11 protein-coding genes are annotated in these 14,794 nt (G+C 40.9%); all 11 read left to right on the top strand.

Annotated features, from left to right (window positions below):
* Positions 1–173: 173 nt before the first annotated feature.
* Positions 174–2,291: a polyribonucleotide nucleotidyltransferase gene (pnp, locus tag E2R51_RS04595; RefSeq protein ID WP_133375842.1), complete on the top strand. Its 2,118-nt coding sequence runs from the start codon at positions 174–176 to the stop codon at positions 2,289–2,291.
* Positions 2,292–2,474: 183 nt separating this feature from the next.
* Positions 2,475–3,716, top strand: coding sequence for a M16 family metallopeptidase (locus tag E2R51_RS04590; protein WP_133375841.1), 1,242 nt, complete (start codon positions 2,475–2,477; stop codon positions 3,714–3,716).
* A gap of 147 nt (positions 3,717–3,863) precedes the next feature.
* Complete coding sequence (locus tag E2R51_RS04585; protein ID WP_133375840.1) at positions 3,864–4,160, top strand: YlmC/YmxH family sporulation protein; 297 nt, start codon at positions 3,864–3,866, stop codon at positions 4,158–4,160.
* A 14-nt stretch (positions 4,161–4,174) separates the two neighbouring features.
* Positions 4,175–5,092, top strand: coding sequence for a dipicolinate synthase subunit DpsA (gene dpsA / locus E2R51_RS04580; RefSeq protein ID WP_133375839.1), 918 nt, complete (start codon positions 4,175–4,177; stop codon positions 5,090–5,092).
* On the top strand, positions 5,082–5,675 hold the full coding sequence (locus E2R51_RS04575; RefSeq protein WP_133375838.1) for a dipicolinate synthase subunit B: 594 nt from the start codon (positions 5,082–5,084) through the stop codon (positions 5,673–5,675). Before dpsA ends, E2R51_RS04575 begins: the two co-directional genes overlap by 11 nt.
* A gap of 75 nt (positions 5,676–5,750) precedes the next feature.
* The gene (locus E2R51_RS04570) at positions 5,751–6,830 is read left to right on the top strand and encodes an aspartate-semialdehyde dehydrogenase (RefSeq protein ID WP_133375837.1); all 1,080 of its coding nucleotides are present in this window, start codon (positions 5,751–5,753) and stop codon (positions 6,828–6,830) included.
* 43 nt (positions 6,831–6,873) lie between these two features.
* Complete coding sequence (locus E2R51_RS04565) at positions 6,874–8,082, top strand: aspartate kinase (protein WP_165967140.1); 1,209 nt, start codon at positions 6,874–6,876, stop codon at positions 8,080–8,082.
* Between the two features lie 5 nt (positions 8,083–8,087).
* On the top strand, positions 8,088–8,981 hold the full coding sequence (dapA, locus tag E2R51_RS04560; protein WP_133375835.1) for a 4-hydroxy-tetrahydrodipicolinate synthase: 894 nt from the start codon (positions 8,088–8,090) through the stop codon (positions 8,979–8,981).
* A gap of 379 nt (positions 8,982–9,360) precedes the next feature.
* On the top strand, positions 9,361–11,028 hold the full coding sequence (locus tag E2R51_RS04555) for a ribonuclease J (RefSeq protein ID WP_133375834.1): 1,668 nt from the start codon (positions 9,361–9,363) through the stop codon (positions 11,026–11,028).
* A 277-nt stretch (positions 11,029–11,305) separates the two neighbouring features.
* On the top strand, positions 11,306–13,540 hold the full coding sequence (locus tag E2R51_RS04550) for an FtsK/SpoIIIE family DNA translocase (RefSeq protein WP_483299914.1): 2,235 nt from the start codon (positions 11,306–11,308) through the stop codon (positions 13,538–13,540).
* A gap of 510 nt (positions 13,541–14,050) precedes the next feature.
* Positions 14,051–14,776 (top strand): GntR family transcriptional regulator, encoded by a 726-nt coding sequence (locus tag E2R51_RS04545; RefSeq protein WP_133375832.1) that lies wholly within the window; start codon positions 14,051–14,053, stop codon positions 14,774–14,776.
* Positions 14,777–14,794 lie beyond the last annotated feature (18 nt).

Genomic DNA, 14,794 nt, shown 5'->3' with positions numbered 1-14,794 from the left:
GCTTTTTTATTAGCAAAAAAAGCCAATTAACAGGGCATGTCTATTATGACCGTTTAAAGAGGTTAATTTTGCAAATCATACATAATGAATATACACTTTGTGTGTTTTGATTTATATGTCTAAGAGTGCTCACTACTCATTAGCTTATGTGAAAATAAGAAAGGGGTTTTATAATGGGTCAAGAAAAACAAGTATTCTCCATGGACTGGGCTGGCCGGACTTTGACGGTTGAAGTTGGTCAATTGGCTAAACAGGCAAGTGGGGCAGCGCTTATTCGCTATGGCGATACAGTTGTACTAAGCACCGCTGTTGGATCAAAAGAACCAAAACCATTGGACTTTTTTCCTCTTACAGTCAACTATGAAGAACGTATGTATTCGGTGGGTAAAATACCTGGAGGATTTATTAAAAGAGAAGGAAGACCGAGCGAACGTGCCGTTTTAACAAGCCGTTTAATTGATCGCCCGATCCGTCCATTATTTCCCGATGGTTTCCGTAATGATGTTCAAATTATGAGCATGGTCATGAGTGTAGAGCAAAACTGTTCTTCAGAAATGGCAGCTATGTTTGGATCTTCTCTTGCATTAAGTGTCTCTGATATTCCTTTTGGCGGTCCGATTGCCGGTGTCATGGTTGGATTAATTGATGGTCAATTTATCATTAACCCTACGATTGAACAGCAAAATGAAAGCCAGATGGAATTAATTGTTGCCGGAACAAAAGAAGCAATAAACATGGTGGAAGCAGGAGCGTTTGAAGTGCCTGAAGAAACAATGCTTGAAGGGATCATGTTTGGTCATGAAGAAATCAAGCGGCTGATTGCGTTCCAGGAAGAAATTGTTGCAGCTGCCGGCAAAGAAAAACGCGAAATTAAATTAGTTGAACTTGATCAGGAAATTGTGTCGCGCGTTAGAGAATTAGCTTCCGGCAAAATGAATGAAGCTGTTCAAACTCATGAAAAACATGCGCGTGAAGAAGCAATTGCGAGTGTTAAAAATGAAGTTTTAGCAGTTTACGAAGAAGAAGAAGCAGATGAAGCAACAATTAAAGAAGTTAAAAAGGCCCTTGATAAAATGGTGAAGGAAGAAGTCCGCCGCCAAATCACTCAGGACAAAATCCGTCCGGATGGAAGAAATCCTGAGCAAATTCGTGCATTATCTTCTGAAGTAGGAATGCTGCCTAGAACTCATGGTTCTGGATTATTTACACGCGGACAAACACAAGCTCTAAGCATAGCTACTCTTGGTGCTCTTGGAGATGTTCAAATTATTGACGGCCTCGGTATCGAGGAGTCAAAACGTTTCATGCATCACTATAATTTCCCATTATTCAGTGTTGGGGAAACTGGCCCGATTCGTGGCCCTGGCCGTCGTGAAATTGGGCATGGTGCATTGGGTGAACGAGCGCTTGAAAAAGTTCTTCCAAGTGAAAAGGATTTCCCTTACACCATTCGTTTAGTGTCTGAGGTTCTTGAATCAAATGGATCGACTTCACAAGCCAGTATCTGTGCAAGTACACTGGCTATGATGGATGCAGGTGTACCGCTTAAAGCTCCAGTAGCCGGAATCGCAATGGGGCTTGTTAAATCAGGCGAAGACTATACCATTCTGACTGATATTCAAGGTATGGAAGATCACCTTGGCGATATGGACTTTAAAGTTGCAGGAACCGCTAAAGGGGTTACAGCGCTTCAAATGGATATTAAAATTGAAGGCTTGACCCGGGAGATTTTAGAAGAAGCACTTCTTCAGGCGAAAGAGGGAAGATTGCATATTCTTGAATCTATGGTGGCAACCATTAATGAACCTCGTCAGGAGCTTTCAGACTACGCTCCAAAAATTATTCAGCTTTCCATTAACCCGGATAAGATCAGAGACGTTATTGGACCAAGCGGAAAACATATAAACAAAATTATTGAAGAAACCGGTGTTAAAATTGATATTGAGCAGGATGGCACAGTCTTCATTTCATCAACAGACTCAGCTATGAATGCTAAAGCCAGAGAAATCATTGAAAACATGGTTCGTGAAGCAGTGGTAGGTCAAGTCTATCTCGGTAAAGTTAAACGAATTGAAAAATTCGGTGCCTTCGTTGAAATTTTCAGCGGGAAAGATGGATTAGTCCATATTTCGGAATTACAAGAAGAGCGTACAAATAAAGTAGAAGATATTCTTAAGCTTGGGGATCAAATTGAAGTTAAAGTAACGGAAATTGATAATCAGGGACGAGTGAATCTTTCACGAAAAGCTGTTCTTCGTGAGCAGAAAGAAAGAGAAGAACAAGCAAAATAATGATTTTTTAACCGATTAAAGGATTCCTTTAATCGGTTTTTTGTGTAAAATCAGGGACGGATCAAATAAAAATAAACGAAAAACAATGAAATAGTTAGAGAAACGTAGTAAAATGGAAATTAGGTCTTTCGACGATTATTTTTGTAAAGATAACACTGTATTTCATATTTAGGAGATGTTTTAATGATTACTCGTCATACTTGCCAAAATGGCTTACGTATTGTATTAGAACCGATTCCTACTGTCAGATCTGTAGCGATTGGTGTTTGGATAGGTGCAGGATCAAGGTACGAGAAAGAAGAGAATAATGGGATCTCGCATTTTTTAGAGCATATGCTCTTTAAAGGAACAAAAAAGAGGTCTGCCCGTGAAATTGCTGAAGCTTTTGACAGTATTGGCGGACAGGTAAATGCATTTACCTCTAAAGAATATACCTGCTATTACGCTAAAGTCATGGATAATCATGCTTCACATGCTTTAGAAGTGTTGGGGGATATGTTTTTTAATTCTGTATTTGATCCGGCAGAACTTGAAAAAGAAAAAAATGTTGTGCTTGAAGAAATCAAAATGTATGAGGATACGCCGGATGATATTGTCCATGATTTGTTAGGAGAAGCAGTTTATGGTTCTCATTCCTTAGGGTTTCCGATACTGGGTACCGAGAAAACGATTGGCTCTTTTGACCAGTCCTCTTTGAAAAAATATGTGAATGAGATGTATTCTCCAGATCAAGTGGTGGTATCAATTGCCGGTAATGTAGACGAATCTTTTATTAAGGAAGTAGAAGCACTTTTTGGTTCATACTCTAAAGAAAAAACGTCTGAACTATCTATACAGAAGCCAGCATTTCATAACAATCAACTGATGAAGAAAAAAGAAACCGAGCAGGCCCATCTTTGTTTTGGATTTAATGGACTTCCTCTGGGACATGAGGACAGCTACAGTTTAATTGTAATGAATAATGTGCTGGGAGGCAGCATGTCTTCGAGACTTTTTCAAGAAGTTCGCGAAGATCGCGGTCTTGCTTACTCCGTTTTTTCCTATCACTCTGCCCATCAGGACAGCGGCATGCTGACAGTTTATGCAGGCACCGGTGCTGAGCAGCTGGATTCTTTATATGAAACCATCCAGGCGACGCTTTCAACGTTCAAAAAGGATGGGATGACACCTAAAGAATTACTGTTTGCAAAAGAACAGCTTAAAGGCAGTTTAATGCTGGGCTTGGAAAGCACGAATGCAAGAATGAGCCGCAATGGGAAAAATGAATTAATGTTAAACCGTCACCGGACTATGGATGAGGTTATTGAGTACATCGATTCCGTTACGCTTGAATCAGTGAAAAAAGTAGGGGAGAGGGTCCTGACTGAGGACTTTGCTGTATCACTCATTTCCCCCAATGAAATAAAGCCTAAATCATTCGCATAAAAATAATGCTCTGTTGAACTTGATATGTTGATAGTGCACACCGTTGAATGGTAACAAAGCCAAAAATAAAGAAGTTATTTCCCCCTAAGATGAGTACTCATCTTAGGGTTTTTTTTTCATACAATAAGTTAAAGGAGCGTGATTAAATTGAAACTAAGTGAATTGAGCGGAAAAGAGATTATTCATATTCAACGGGCGGAGCGTATGGGAATCCTTGGTGAAACAGATGTTGAATTTAACCCTGAAACGGGTGTTGTAGAAGCAGTTTTGGTCCCAATGAGCCGGTGGTCTGCATTTAGCAAGGCAAATAAAGAGTTCTCAATTCCCTGGCAATCAATTCGTACTATTGGTGAGGAAATGATCCTCATTGACCAAGAAGATGAACATCTGTCGTCACAGTCATCTCCGCTCATACATACAATAGGACAGAAAGAAGAACAGTGAAATGAGTGAGCTAGATGACAGAAACGTCAAGCCTAAGTGGCTATCATATAGCCATTGTTGGAGGAGATGCACGACAGAAAGAAATCGCACATTATTGTCAGTTGTGCGGAGCGAATGTGTATGTTGTTGGCTTTGATCAGCTTGCCTTAACAGAACCCGGATTTACCAAACTCGACAGTCATGAATTACCTTATGAAGAGTTGGATGCCATTGTTTTTCCCGTAAGCGGTGTGGGAGAAGAAGGTGCTGTCCGCTCTTCGTTTTCAAGTAAACAGATAGAAGTGGATATTAAGATGTTTCAAAAATTAAATAAAGACTGCGTGTTGTTTTCCGGGATACAAACACCCTGGCTGGAGCAAATACAACAAACTGTTGTGTATTTAATGGATGAGGATCAAATTGCCATACAAAACTCTATCCCCACTGCAGAAGGAGTACTGTGGCTGCTGTTGCAACACACGAACCATACTATACATGGTTCGACTATACTGGTCACTGGATTTGGCCGGATTGGAATGACAATTACCCGTGTCTTGAAATCTCTGGGTGCCCATGTAATCTGCGGAAGTTCGAGTAAAAGCGAAAAAGCAAGAATGATTGAAATGGGAATTGAACCGATTGACCTGCAAAGAATTTCCTCCTGTTTAGTTAAATGCGACGCATGGATCAATACGATTCCTTCAAAGTCGGTTTTTGCAGAAGATCTTTTTAATCAGATTTCCCATCACTGTTTAGTAATCGAATTGGCCTCTGGCCCTAAAGTAATCGATCAGCAAACAGCTGATTCGTTAGGACTTCGCTATATCGACGCACCTAGTCTCCCAGGTCTTATAGCCCCAAAAACAGCAGGAATCATTCTAGCTACTTCCATTATAGAGCGATTGAATACACATCAAAATCATCAACATCAGGAGGACAATCATGACCTTTAAAGGAAAGAGAATTGGATTCGGGCTGACAGGATCTCATTGTACGTATCATGAAGTATTTCCTGAAATTGAAAAACTGGTAGCCTTAGGAGCGGAAGTTCAGCCTGTGTTTAGCCATACAGTACAAACAACCAATACCCGGTTTGGTGAGGGTGAAGAATGGATCCAGAGAATTGAAGCTCTGACCAACTGTAAAAGCATACGCACTATTGCAGATGCTGAACCAATGGGGCCTAAAATTCCGGTGGATTGCATGGTTATCGCCCCTTTGACAGGAAATTCGCTCAGCAAGCTTGCAAATGCTCTAACCGATTCACCTGTCCTGATGGCTGCTAAAGCTACACTCCGCAACAGTAAACCAGTAGTAGTGGGCATATCAACAAATGATGGACTGGGCTTAAACGGAGTGAATATTATGCGTCTGATGGCGACGAAAAATATTTATTTCGTCCCTTATGGACAGGATGATCCAATCTATAAACCTAATTCTCTGGTAGCCCATATGGAGTATATTCCTGAAACAATTCTTGCTGCTATGCAGGGCCGGCAAATGCAGCCGGTTCTAAAAGTTAAAACTTCAAAGTAAAAGAGATTGAGAATGATAGACGATAAATGATACAATGTACTGTATGAAAACACACATTAGTGCTTTATCTGTCTAATGCGTCAATGGATACAAGCAGGAAGGGGATTTATCGTGAAAGGTAACGGATATCATGTAGCAATAGTAGGAGCAACTGGAGCAGTTGGCACACAAATGCTGTCAATACTTGAACAACGCCAATTTCCAATCGAAACACTGACGTTATTATCCTCTGCACGATCAGCAGGTCAGACACTTCAATACAATGGTCAGAAAATAACAATTCAGGAAGCGACTCCGGATAAATTTAAAGGAGTGGACATTGCTTTATTTTCAGCTGGAGGAGGAGTGTCAAAAAAACTGGCTCCGGCTGCAGTAGAACATGGAGCAATCGTTATTGACAATACAAGCGCTTTTCGAATGGATGAAGGAGTCCCTCTGGTTGTTCCTGAAGTCAATGAGAAAGATCTTCAACAGCACAAAGGAATAATTGCAAATCCAAACTGCTCTACTATACAGATGGTAGTTGCGCTGGAACCTATCCGCCAGGCATATGGGCTAAATAAAGTAGTTGTCTCAACCTACCAGGCGGTATCAGGGGCAGGAATCAATGCAATAGATGAAATGAAGGATCAGTCAAGAGCTATTTTGGCGGGCGAAGAGGCGAAGGCGAATATTCTCCCTGTCAAAGGCGCAGATCGTCATTATCCAATAGCATTTAATGTAGTGCCGCAAATTGATGTTTTTGACACGAATGGCTATACATTCGAAGAGATGAAAATGATTAATGAAACGAAAAAGATCATGCATATGCCTGAACTAAAAGTATCCGCTACCTGTGTAAGACTTCCGGTTGAAACAGGTCATTCAGAATCTGTTTACATTGAAGTTGATGAAACTGGTAAAAACGTAGCAGATCTTCATCAGCTGCTGGAAAATGCACCGGGTATCGTTCTTCAGGATGCTCCAAATGAGCAGCTCTACCCAATGCCAAGCACATCAGCAGGTAAATTAGAAGTATTTGTCGGCCGGGTGCGCCGTGATTTGGATGAAGAAAATGGTTTTCATTTATGGATTGTTTCAGATAACTTACTGAAAGGCGCGGCGTGGAATTCCGTTCAAATTGCTGAAAGCCTAGTCAAACTAAAACTCGTCTAACCAGATTTCTTTTCACGCTGTTAAGAAAGCGAGGAGTTCTGCTTTGAGCATTATTGTCCAGAAATTTGGTGGAAGTTCATTAACAACAACTTCATTAAGACAGCAAGCAGTTACTCATGTAAAGAAGGCAGTAGATAAAGGAACAAAATCGATTGTTGTAGTTTCAGCCCAGGGAAGGCTTGGAGATCCTTATGCAACAGACACACTTTTGTCGTTGATCGGCAAAGGCAGCAAAAATGAACTCCCGGATGAACAGCAGGCACTACTGTTATCATGCGGCGAAGTAATATCTGCTGTTGTATTTTCTCATGAACTGTCAAAAGTGGGGATTTCCTGCAAAGTGATGACCGGGCGTGAAGCTCAAATTATTACAGATGATGAATGCAGAATGGCTACAATTCAACGCGTAAATGGCAAACCTTTTTTTGAGGCATTTAAAGAAGTGGATGTAGTTGTCGTAACCGGTTTTCAGGGAATCACCCATCAGGGGAAGGTTTCCACTCTTGGCAGAGGCGGAAGCGATACAACCGCATCTGCACTTGCATGCAGTGTAGAGGCAGACGCAGTTTACATTTATACGGATGTAGAAGGTGTTATGAGCGGTGATCCCACGATAGTAGATACACCGACTACGCTTGAGTCCATTTCATACGATGAAGCCAGTCATATCGCCTATCAGGGAGCAAAAGTAATACATCCAAATGCAGTTGAATGGGCAAAAAGATATAAGGTTCCGATGTGGATTGGTCCTCTGACAGGCGAAATTGGCACCTGGGTCGGGATTCAGACAGAGCATCAGACCAACCGGGCAATACAGTCCATTTCAGCGATAAAAAATCTTGCTCAGATCAGGGTTTCTGCTCTTGACTACGATCGGATTTTCCAAATTGTAGCGGAGCAGGGGATTAGCATCGATTTGATTTCTATACATCCTAATGAAGTTAGATTTACGATCGAGGAAAAGGATATTAATTTTGTAAGATCAGTCCTTGAAGGAAAAGGGTTTCGTCCTGAAATTATCAGCCATGTGGCTAAAATTGCCTTGATTGGCGAAGGGATGAAAGGTAAGCCAGGGATTACCTCTACTATTGTTACGACGTTAGCTCGTGAAAAAATTAGAATACTGCAAACTGCTGACAGCCATATGACCTTTTGGATCCTTGTTGATGAACGCTATGCAGATGAAGCGCAAAGGCGTTTACACGAACAATTCATTTCCAAAGCACCATTAATTCTAAGCCTACAGGAGTGAACAACATGAATTTCGGACGCGTTTCAACAGCGATGGTGACTCCTTTTAACCATAGGGGCGCCATTGACTTTGAACAGACTACCCGACTGGTAAACTACTTAATTGAAAATGGATCAGATTCATTAGTAGTCGGAGGCACTACGGGTGAGTCACCTACACTATCTAACGAAGAAAAAGTTGATTTATTTAAGCATGTTGTTAAAACTGCAGCTGGCAGAGTTCCTGTAATTGCAGGAACGGGGAGCAATAATACCAGTGGATCCATAACCCTTTCCAAACAAGCAGTAGAAGCGGGTGCAGACGCGATTATGTTAGTTGCTCCCTATTACAGCAAACCCAGCCAGGAAGGGTTATATCAGCATTTTGCAGCCATTGCAGATGAAGTGACTGTTCCAATCATGATATACAATATACCCGGACGTTCCGCTGTAAATATTACACCTGCTACAATTTTACGCTTATCACAAATTGAAAATATTACTGCGGTGAAAGAGGCTAGCGGAAGTATAGATCAGATGACTGATATACTCGCTCATGCCCCAGATGATTTTCTTGTCTACAGCGGAGATGACGGATTAACTTTGCCTTTACTGTCAATCGGAGGTTATGGTGTTGTATCCGTCGCATCACATATAGCGGGAAATGAAATGCAAAAAATGATACAGGCGTTTGAGGGAAATCGACTGCAGGAAGCAGCTAAGCTTCACCAGCAGCTTCTGCCGCTTATCAAAGCTCTTTTTGCACAGCCGAATCCGGCTCCTGTAAAAGTGGCACTAGAGGATGCGGGTATTTCATGCGGAGGATTAAGATTGCCGCTGCTTCCTTTAGAAGAAGATGAAAAAACATCACTCCGTATGATCGTTGAACGTTTTAACCAACAAGTAAATCAATTGAAGTAAATAAAATCATCTGGGTGCTCACGCTCAGGTGATTTCTCTTTTTATGGCTTAATTAAACTTCTATTTGTGGTGAAATTTTTTCAGCATTGAATGGAACGGCAAGTGAGAGACTCCAGTCGGGATAAAACAGGAGAGACAATCCCTTTAAACTGCCGGGATGTTAAGATGGCTGGCTACTCGTGAGGTAACCGGCCGCCCGCAGTGGAAATCATTAACCATGTTTAACAAGGCAGAAAAATAAATATTTATGAAGGAATGCTTAACACATGCTTAGTTAGTAAACACTGACAATTATCGTGTACAGTTTGAGAATGATCGAGTATAATAAACACAACTGTTAAAAGAACGGGGAATAAGATTGATTTAGGAGGAAACGGGATTGACTAAGGTAATAAACGAAAAAATTAAAATTATCCCACTCGGTGGAGTAGGTGAAATTGGTAAAAACATGTATGTAATTGAGGTGGATGAAGATTTATTTATCATCGATTCAGGTCTAATGTTTCCGGAAGAAGAAATGTACGGAATCGATATTGTAATTCCAGATTTCAATTACATTGAAGCAAACAAAGAGAGAGTAAAAGCGATATTTTTGACACACGGCCATGATGATGCCATCGGCTCGCTTCCATATTTGCTTGAGAAAGTAAAAGCACCGGTTTACGGGTCAAAACTAACGGTAGCTTTGGCCAAAGCAGGTTTGAAGGAATACGGCTTTAAAGAAAGGGTAAAATTCTTTGTAGTGCACGAGAAAAGCAATATGAAATTCGATACTGTCAATGTGACATTTTTTCAGACTACGCACAGTATCCCTGATTCACTCGGAATCGCTATTCACACTTCTGAAGGCGCTATTGTACATACAGGTGAATTTAAATTTGATCAGTCTGCCAAAGGCGGCTACGCATCAAATATTGGTAAAATGGCTAAAATCGGTGAAAAAGGTGTATTCGCTTTGCTATCAGACAGCACGGAAGCCGAACGGCCTGGACACACAATTTCAGAATCGGTAGTTGAAAACCATGTTTCTTCAAGCTTTAATAAAGCAAAGGGAAGAATCATTGTTACATGTTATGCATCAAACCTGATTCGTATTCAACAGGTATTTGACATAGCTAGCAAAACAGGCAGGAAAGTAGCCGTAATAGGCGAGGCTGTTGAAAAAGTAGTAAATGTTGCTTCCAGACTGGAATATCTGACTTACGAAGAGGACACAAGAATTGAACCAAATGAAATCAGTCAATATCAAGATGATGAAATCGTTATAATTCTTTCCGGTACACACGATGAGCCTTTTAAAGTTATGGAAAGCATGGCAAATCAGACCCATGAGGTTGTCAATATTCAGCAGGGTGATACTGTATTGATTACGTTTACCCCATCACCTGGTATGGAGGTTTATCTTTACCGTTCGGTAAATGAACTTTCCCGAGCCGGAGCCAATGTTCTGACTGCCAGTAAAAATGTTCATGTGTCAGGTCATGGCAGCCAGGAAGATTTGAAAATGATGATTAATCTGATGAAACCAAGATATTTCGTACCAATACAAGGCGAGTACCGCCACTTGATTACCCATGCGCGGATTGCTGAAGAAACAAGTGTGCCAAGATCCAATATCTTTATTGCCGACAAGGGTGATATCGTTGAATACACAAGCGGCAAAATGAAAATGAGCGGACGTGTTCAAACAGGCAATGTTCTAATTGATGGCAAGGGTGTGGGAGATGTAGGAAATATTGTCCTGCGTGACCGCAGACTTCTTTCTCAGGACGGAGTGCTGCTTGTGGTTGTTACACTTAACCGCAAGACAAAATCCATTGCTGCAGGTCCCGAAGTCATTTCACGAGGATTTGTCTATGTAAGAGAATCAGAAAAATTAATGGATGAATCCACCGTTCTAGTCCGCAATATCGTAGAAAAAAATGTAGAAAACCGAACATTCGACTGGTCAAGCATCAAACAGGAAATTCGTGACTCATTAAATCACCTATTATATACAAAAACAAAAAGAAGACCAATGATTTTACCAATTATTATGGAAGTGTAAGATCAATGATTTAAACCCTCTGAGCTGTTTTTATTACGGTACCTGAAGGTGAAAAGCATTATTTTGATACAAAAAGCAAAGTAAAGCAGGCAGCTACCATTGTCTGCTTTCTTTTCAATTTACTTATGGAGCAGGTGATTATGTGGCGGCAACCAAGCCAAAAACCTCCGCTAAACAAAAGCGGAACAGCAGCAAGAAAAAAAGAACCGGAAAAAAAACAACACCTCTCACCTATGAACTGATTGGAATTGGACTAATTGCGATGTCCTTAATTGCCATGTTTCAATTGGGACCTGTTGGCAGAGGACTTACTGCTGCAGCTACTTATTTATTTGGTAATTTCCAGTTGCTTCTTCCTGTTTCGGTCATTGCTGTTTCATTTTATCTCGTTATTTACCGAACGATTCCACAGTTTACAAATCGTGTGGCAGTGGGCATATATTTTGTGTTAATTAGTTTATTCCTATTTGCCCATGTGCTGCTGTTTGACCAGTTATCAAATGAGGGGCTGCTTCAATCTTCCAGTGCATTCCGCGAAACGCACGAAGAGCTAATGAAGAGTGAAACCACTAACGTAGGGGCCGGTATGGCAGGAGCTCTGCTCTATGCAGTATTTCATTTTCTGTTTGCCTCCACAGGAGCGAAAATTGCAGCGGTCACGATGATGATTGCAGGTATTATTATGATGTCCGGCCGGTCACTTGGATCAGTTATCAAAGCGGGATTGTCAGCAGTTATACAGTGGATGGGGAACACTTGGGAATCAATGAAAGAAGAACGAAATGAAAAAAACAAACAAAAAAGAGAACAAAGAAAAGCTGAACAAATAGCAAGAAGAAGCGGGAAATCTACTGAAAAGGGTAAAGAAGACACTGATCAGGATCAGGATCCCGTCATTCTTCCCCGGGGTGAAGAATCTTTTGAACCTCTGATTTCAAGTTTTGTAGAGAAAGTGTCAATTCCTGCTGAATCGTCCGGAGCGAAAAATAAAGAAGAGATTGTCAGTCCTTCAGAAGGCAAGACAGAGGACAGTGAGCTTAATCTGGATCAATTTGTGGATCCTGCTGTTGGAGTGGCAGAAGTGGAAAATAAAGATTATATTTTGCCTAAAATGGATATTCTATCACTTCCTCCGCACGCTGATCAAAGTAATGAATATAAAGCCATTCAGCGTAATGCTTCAAAGCTTGAAAAAACGTTTCAAAGTTTCGGAGTGAGAGCAAAAGTGACTCAGGTTCATTTAGGACCTGCCGTCACAAAGTATGAGGTTCATCCTGATGTAGGGGTTAAAGTGAGCAAAATTGTCAGCTTGAGTGATGATCTTGCCCTGGCCCTTGCAGCAAAAGATATACGAATTGAAGCGCCGATCCCCGGCAAGTCAGCGATAGGAATTGAAGTGCCTAATTCCGAAGTGGCAATGGTTTCTTTACGTGAAGTACTGGAAGGACAAAGTAAGGACCGCGATTCAGCTAAATTATTGATAGGGCTTGGCAGAGATATAACGGGCGAAGCTGTCGTAGCTGAGCTGAATAAAATGCCTCACTTATTGGTCGCTGGAGCAACAGGAAGCGGAAAAAGCGTGTGCATCAATGGAATTATCATTTCAATTCTTATGAGAACAAAACCACATGAGGTTAAGTTAATGATGATTGACCCAAAAATGGTAGAGCTGAATGTATATAACGGCGTGCCTCATTTGCTTGCTCCTGTTGTAACAGATCCTAAAAAAGCCTCACAGGCGCTTAAAAAAGTCGTCAGCGAAATGGAAAGAAGATATGATCTGTTTTCTCACACAGGGACTAGAAATATAGAAGGTTACAATGATCATGTGAAAAAACACAATGATCAGCATGAAGAAAAACAGCCGCTTTTGCCATATATAGTTGTCATTGTTGATGAGCTTGCCGATTTAATGATGGTTGCTTCTAATGATGTAGAAGATGCGATTACACGCTTGGCACAAATGGCGCGTGCAGCTGGCATACATTTGATAATTGCCACTCAGCGTCCGTCTGTAGACGTTATTACAGGTGTCATTAAAGCTAATATTCCATCTCGAATTGCATTTGCTGTTTCTTCACAAATTGATTCAAGAACGATCCTTGATTCCGGAGGAGCGGAAAAGCTTTTAGGCCGAGGAGATATGCTATTTATGCCGATTGGGGCCAACAAACCGGTTCGAGTTCAAGGAGCGTTCTTAAGTGATCAGGAAGTTGAAGAAGTGGTCAATTTTGTTATCGAACAGCAAAAAGCTCAATATCAGGAAGAAATGATACCTGACGATGTTCCTGATGCGCCTGCTGAAGAAATCCAGGATGAACTTTATGATGAAGCCGTAGCATTAATTACAAACATGCAAACCGCTTCTGTTTCCATGTTGCAAAGAAGGTTTAGAGTAGGCTACACACGGGCAGCCAGATTAATTGATGCTATGGAGCAGCGCGGGGTGGTCGGTCCTTATGAGGGAAGTAAACCGAGAACAGTACTAGTGTCTAAGCAGGCGGAGGAATAATGATAGACTGTTTTTAAAAAGAGCTTGGATAAAAATTAATAAATTCAAAAAGAAGGCCCTTATGAATAAGAGACTCTTATTCGGAAGGGCCTTTTTGCGTTGAAGTACTTGTGCGGATAAAAACTCAATTCATTGGTGGAAGGCGGACGTTTCACTCTCATTTTAAGTTGAAATAAAATAATGTATGACATTTGATGTCTGACCTCTATGCAGGTTATCAACAAATAGGTTATACTATTGATAACGCTTACAAATCAGAAAATTAGTTACAAAGAACTGACAATAGGTATATAGTTTTACAAAATATGAGAATGAAAGGGATTACATTAGAGTAAAACCAATCTTTTTGTCATAAAATTAATTTCTGTGTAATGTAAAAGAAAAAATTGTCGACAAAAAGCGACAAAAGTATTCCCTTTCATTTCGAATAGTGTTATAGTATTTTCGATTAGTAGGAATGATATACATCAGATGTCTGATGTCCTTAAAAGAGTTGGTGGTGGTTTGTTTATGACAATCAAAACAGATAATAGACATCTTTATCTCCAGGTTATCGACCGATTAAAAAAAGACATCGATAATGGAGTGTATAAAGAAAAAGAGCGTCTGCCTTCTGAATTCGAACTTTCCCGTCAATTAGGCATAAGCCGTGCCACTTTGCGAGAGGCGCTTCGGATTTTAGAAGAAGAGAACCGGATTGTTCGTCGACATGGAGTAGGAACGTTTGTCAATGCAAAACCGCTATTCACATCCGGAATTGAACAGCTGTACAGCGTTACGGATATGATTAAGATGGCGGGAATGGAACCGGGTACAGTTTTCTTAAGTTCAACCAACCAGGGGCCAACGGACGAGGATCTCACTCGTTTTGCAAGCACGCCGGATGACGAAATGACCGTCATTGAACGTGTAAGAACAGCAAACGGAGATCCAGTCGTTTATTGCATCGATAAAGTGCCAGCCGCTTTAATGCCAACTTCCTTTACTCATGAGGATGGATCCATGTTTTCTCTTCTGGAAGAGAACGGAGGACTTTTTATATCCCATGCTGTAACTCACATTGAGCCAGTTGGATATAACGAAAAGGTATCACCCATCCTTAATTGTGAGCCAGAAACAGCATTGCTTGTTCTCAAACAGCTACATTTTGATGACAAGGATCAGCCGATTTTGTACTCTCTGAATTATTTTAGAGCGGACAGATTCAGCTTTCATGTAGTTCGTAAGCGTGTTTAATTGTTAACTGCATTCCTA

Source organism: Jeotgalibacillus sp. S-D1, assembly GCF_004358665.1.
Taxonomy (GTDB): domain Bacteria; phylum Bacillota; class Bacilli; order Bacillales; family Jeotgalibacillaceae; genus Jeotgalibacillus.
Note: the sequence above shows the minus strand (reverse complement) of the source record. Positions and strands in the feature narration are given on the sequence as shown.

Coding starts and splice junctions, on each gene's coding strand:
- pnp (WP_133375842.1), top strand. CDS start 174: ATGGGTCAAGAAAAACAAGTATTCTCCATGGACTGGGCTGGCCGGACT.
- E2R51_RS04590 (WP_133375841.1), top strand. CDS start 2,475: ATGATTACTCGTCATACTTGCCAAAATGGCTTACGTATTGTATTAGAA.
- dpsA (WP_133375839.1), top strand. CDS start 4,175: ATGACAGAAACGTCAAGCCTAAGTGGCTATCATATAGCCATTGTTGGA.
- E2R51_RS04575 (WP_133375838.1), top strand. CDS start 5,082: ATGACCTTTAAAGGAAAGAGAATTGGATTCGGGCTGACAGGATCTCAT.
- E2R51_RS04570 (WP_133375837.1), top strand. CDS start 5,751: ATGCGTCAATGGATACAAGCAGGAAGGGGATTTATCGTGAAAGGTAAC.
- dapA (WP_133375835.1), top strand. CDS start 8,088: ATGAATTTCGGACGCGTTTCAACAGCGATGGTGACTCCTTTTAACCAT.
- E2R51_RS04550 (WP_483299914.1), top strand. CDS start 11,306: ATGTTTCAATTGGGACCTGTTGGCAGAGGACTTACTGCTGCAGCTACT.
- E2R51_RS04545 (WP_133375832.1), top strand. CDS start 14,051: ATGACAATCAAAACAGATAATAGACATCTTTATCTCCAGGTTATCGAC.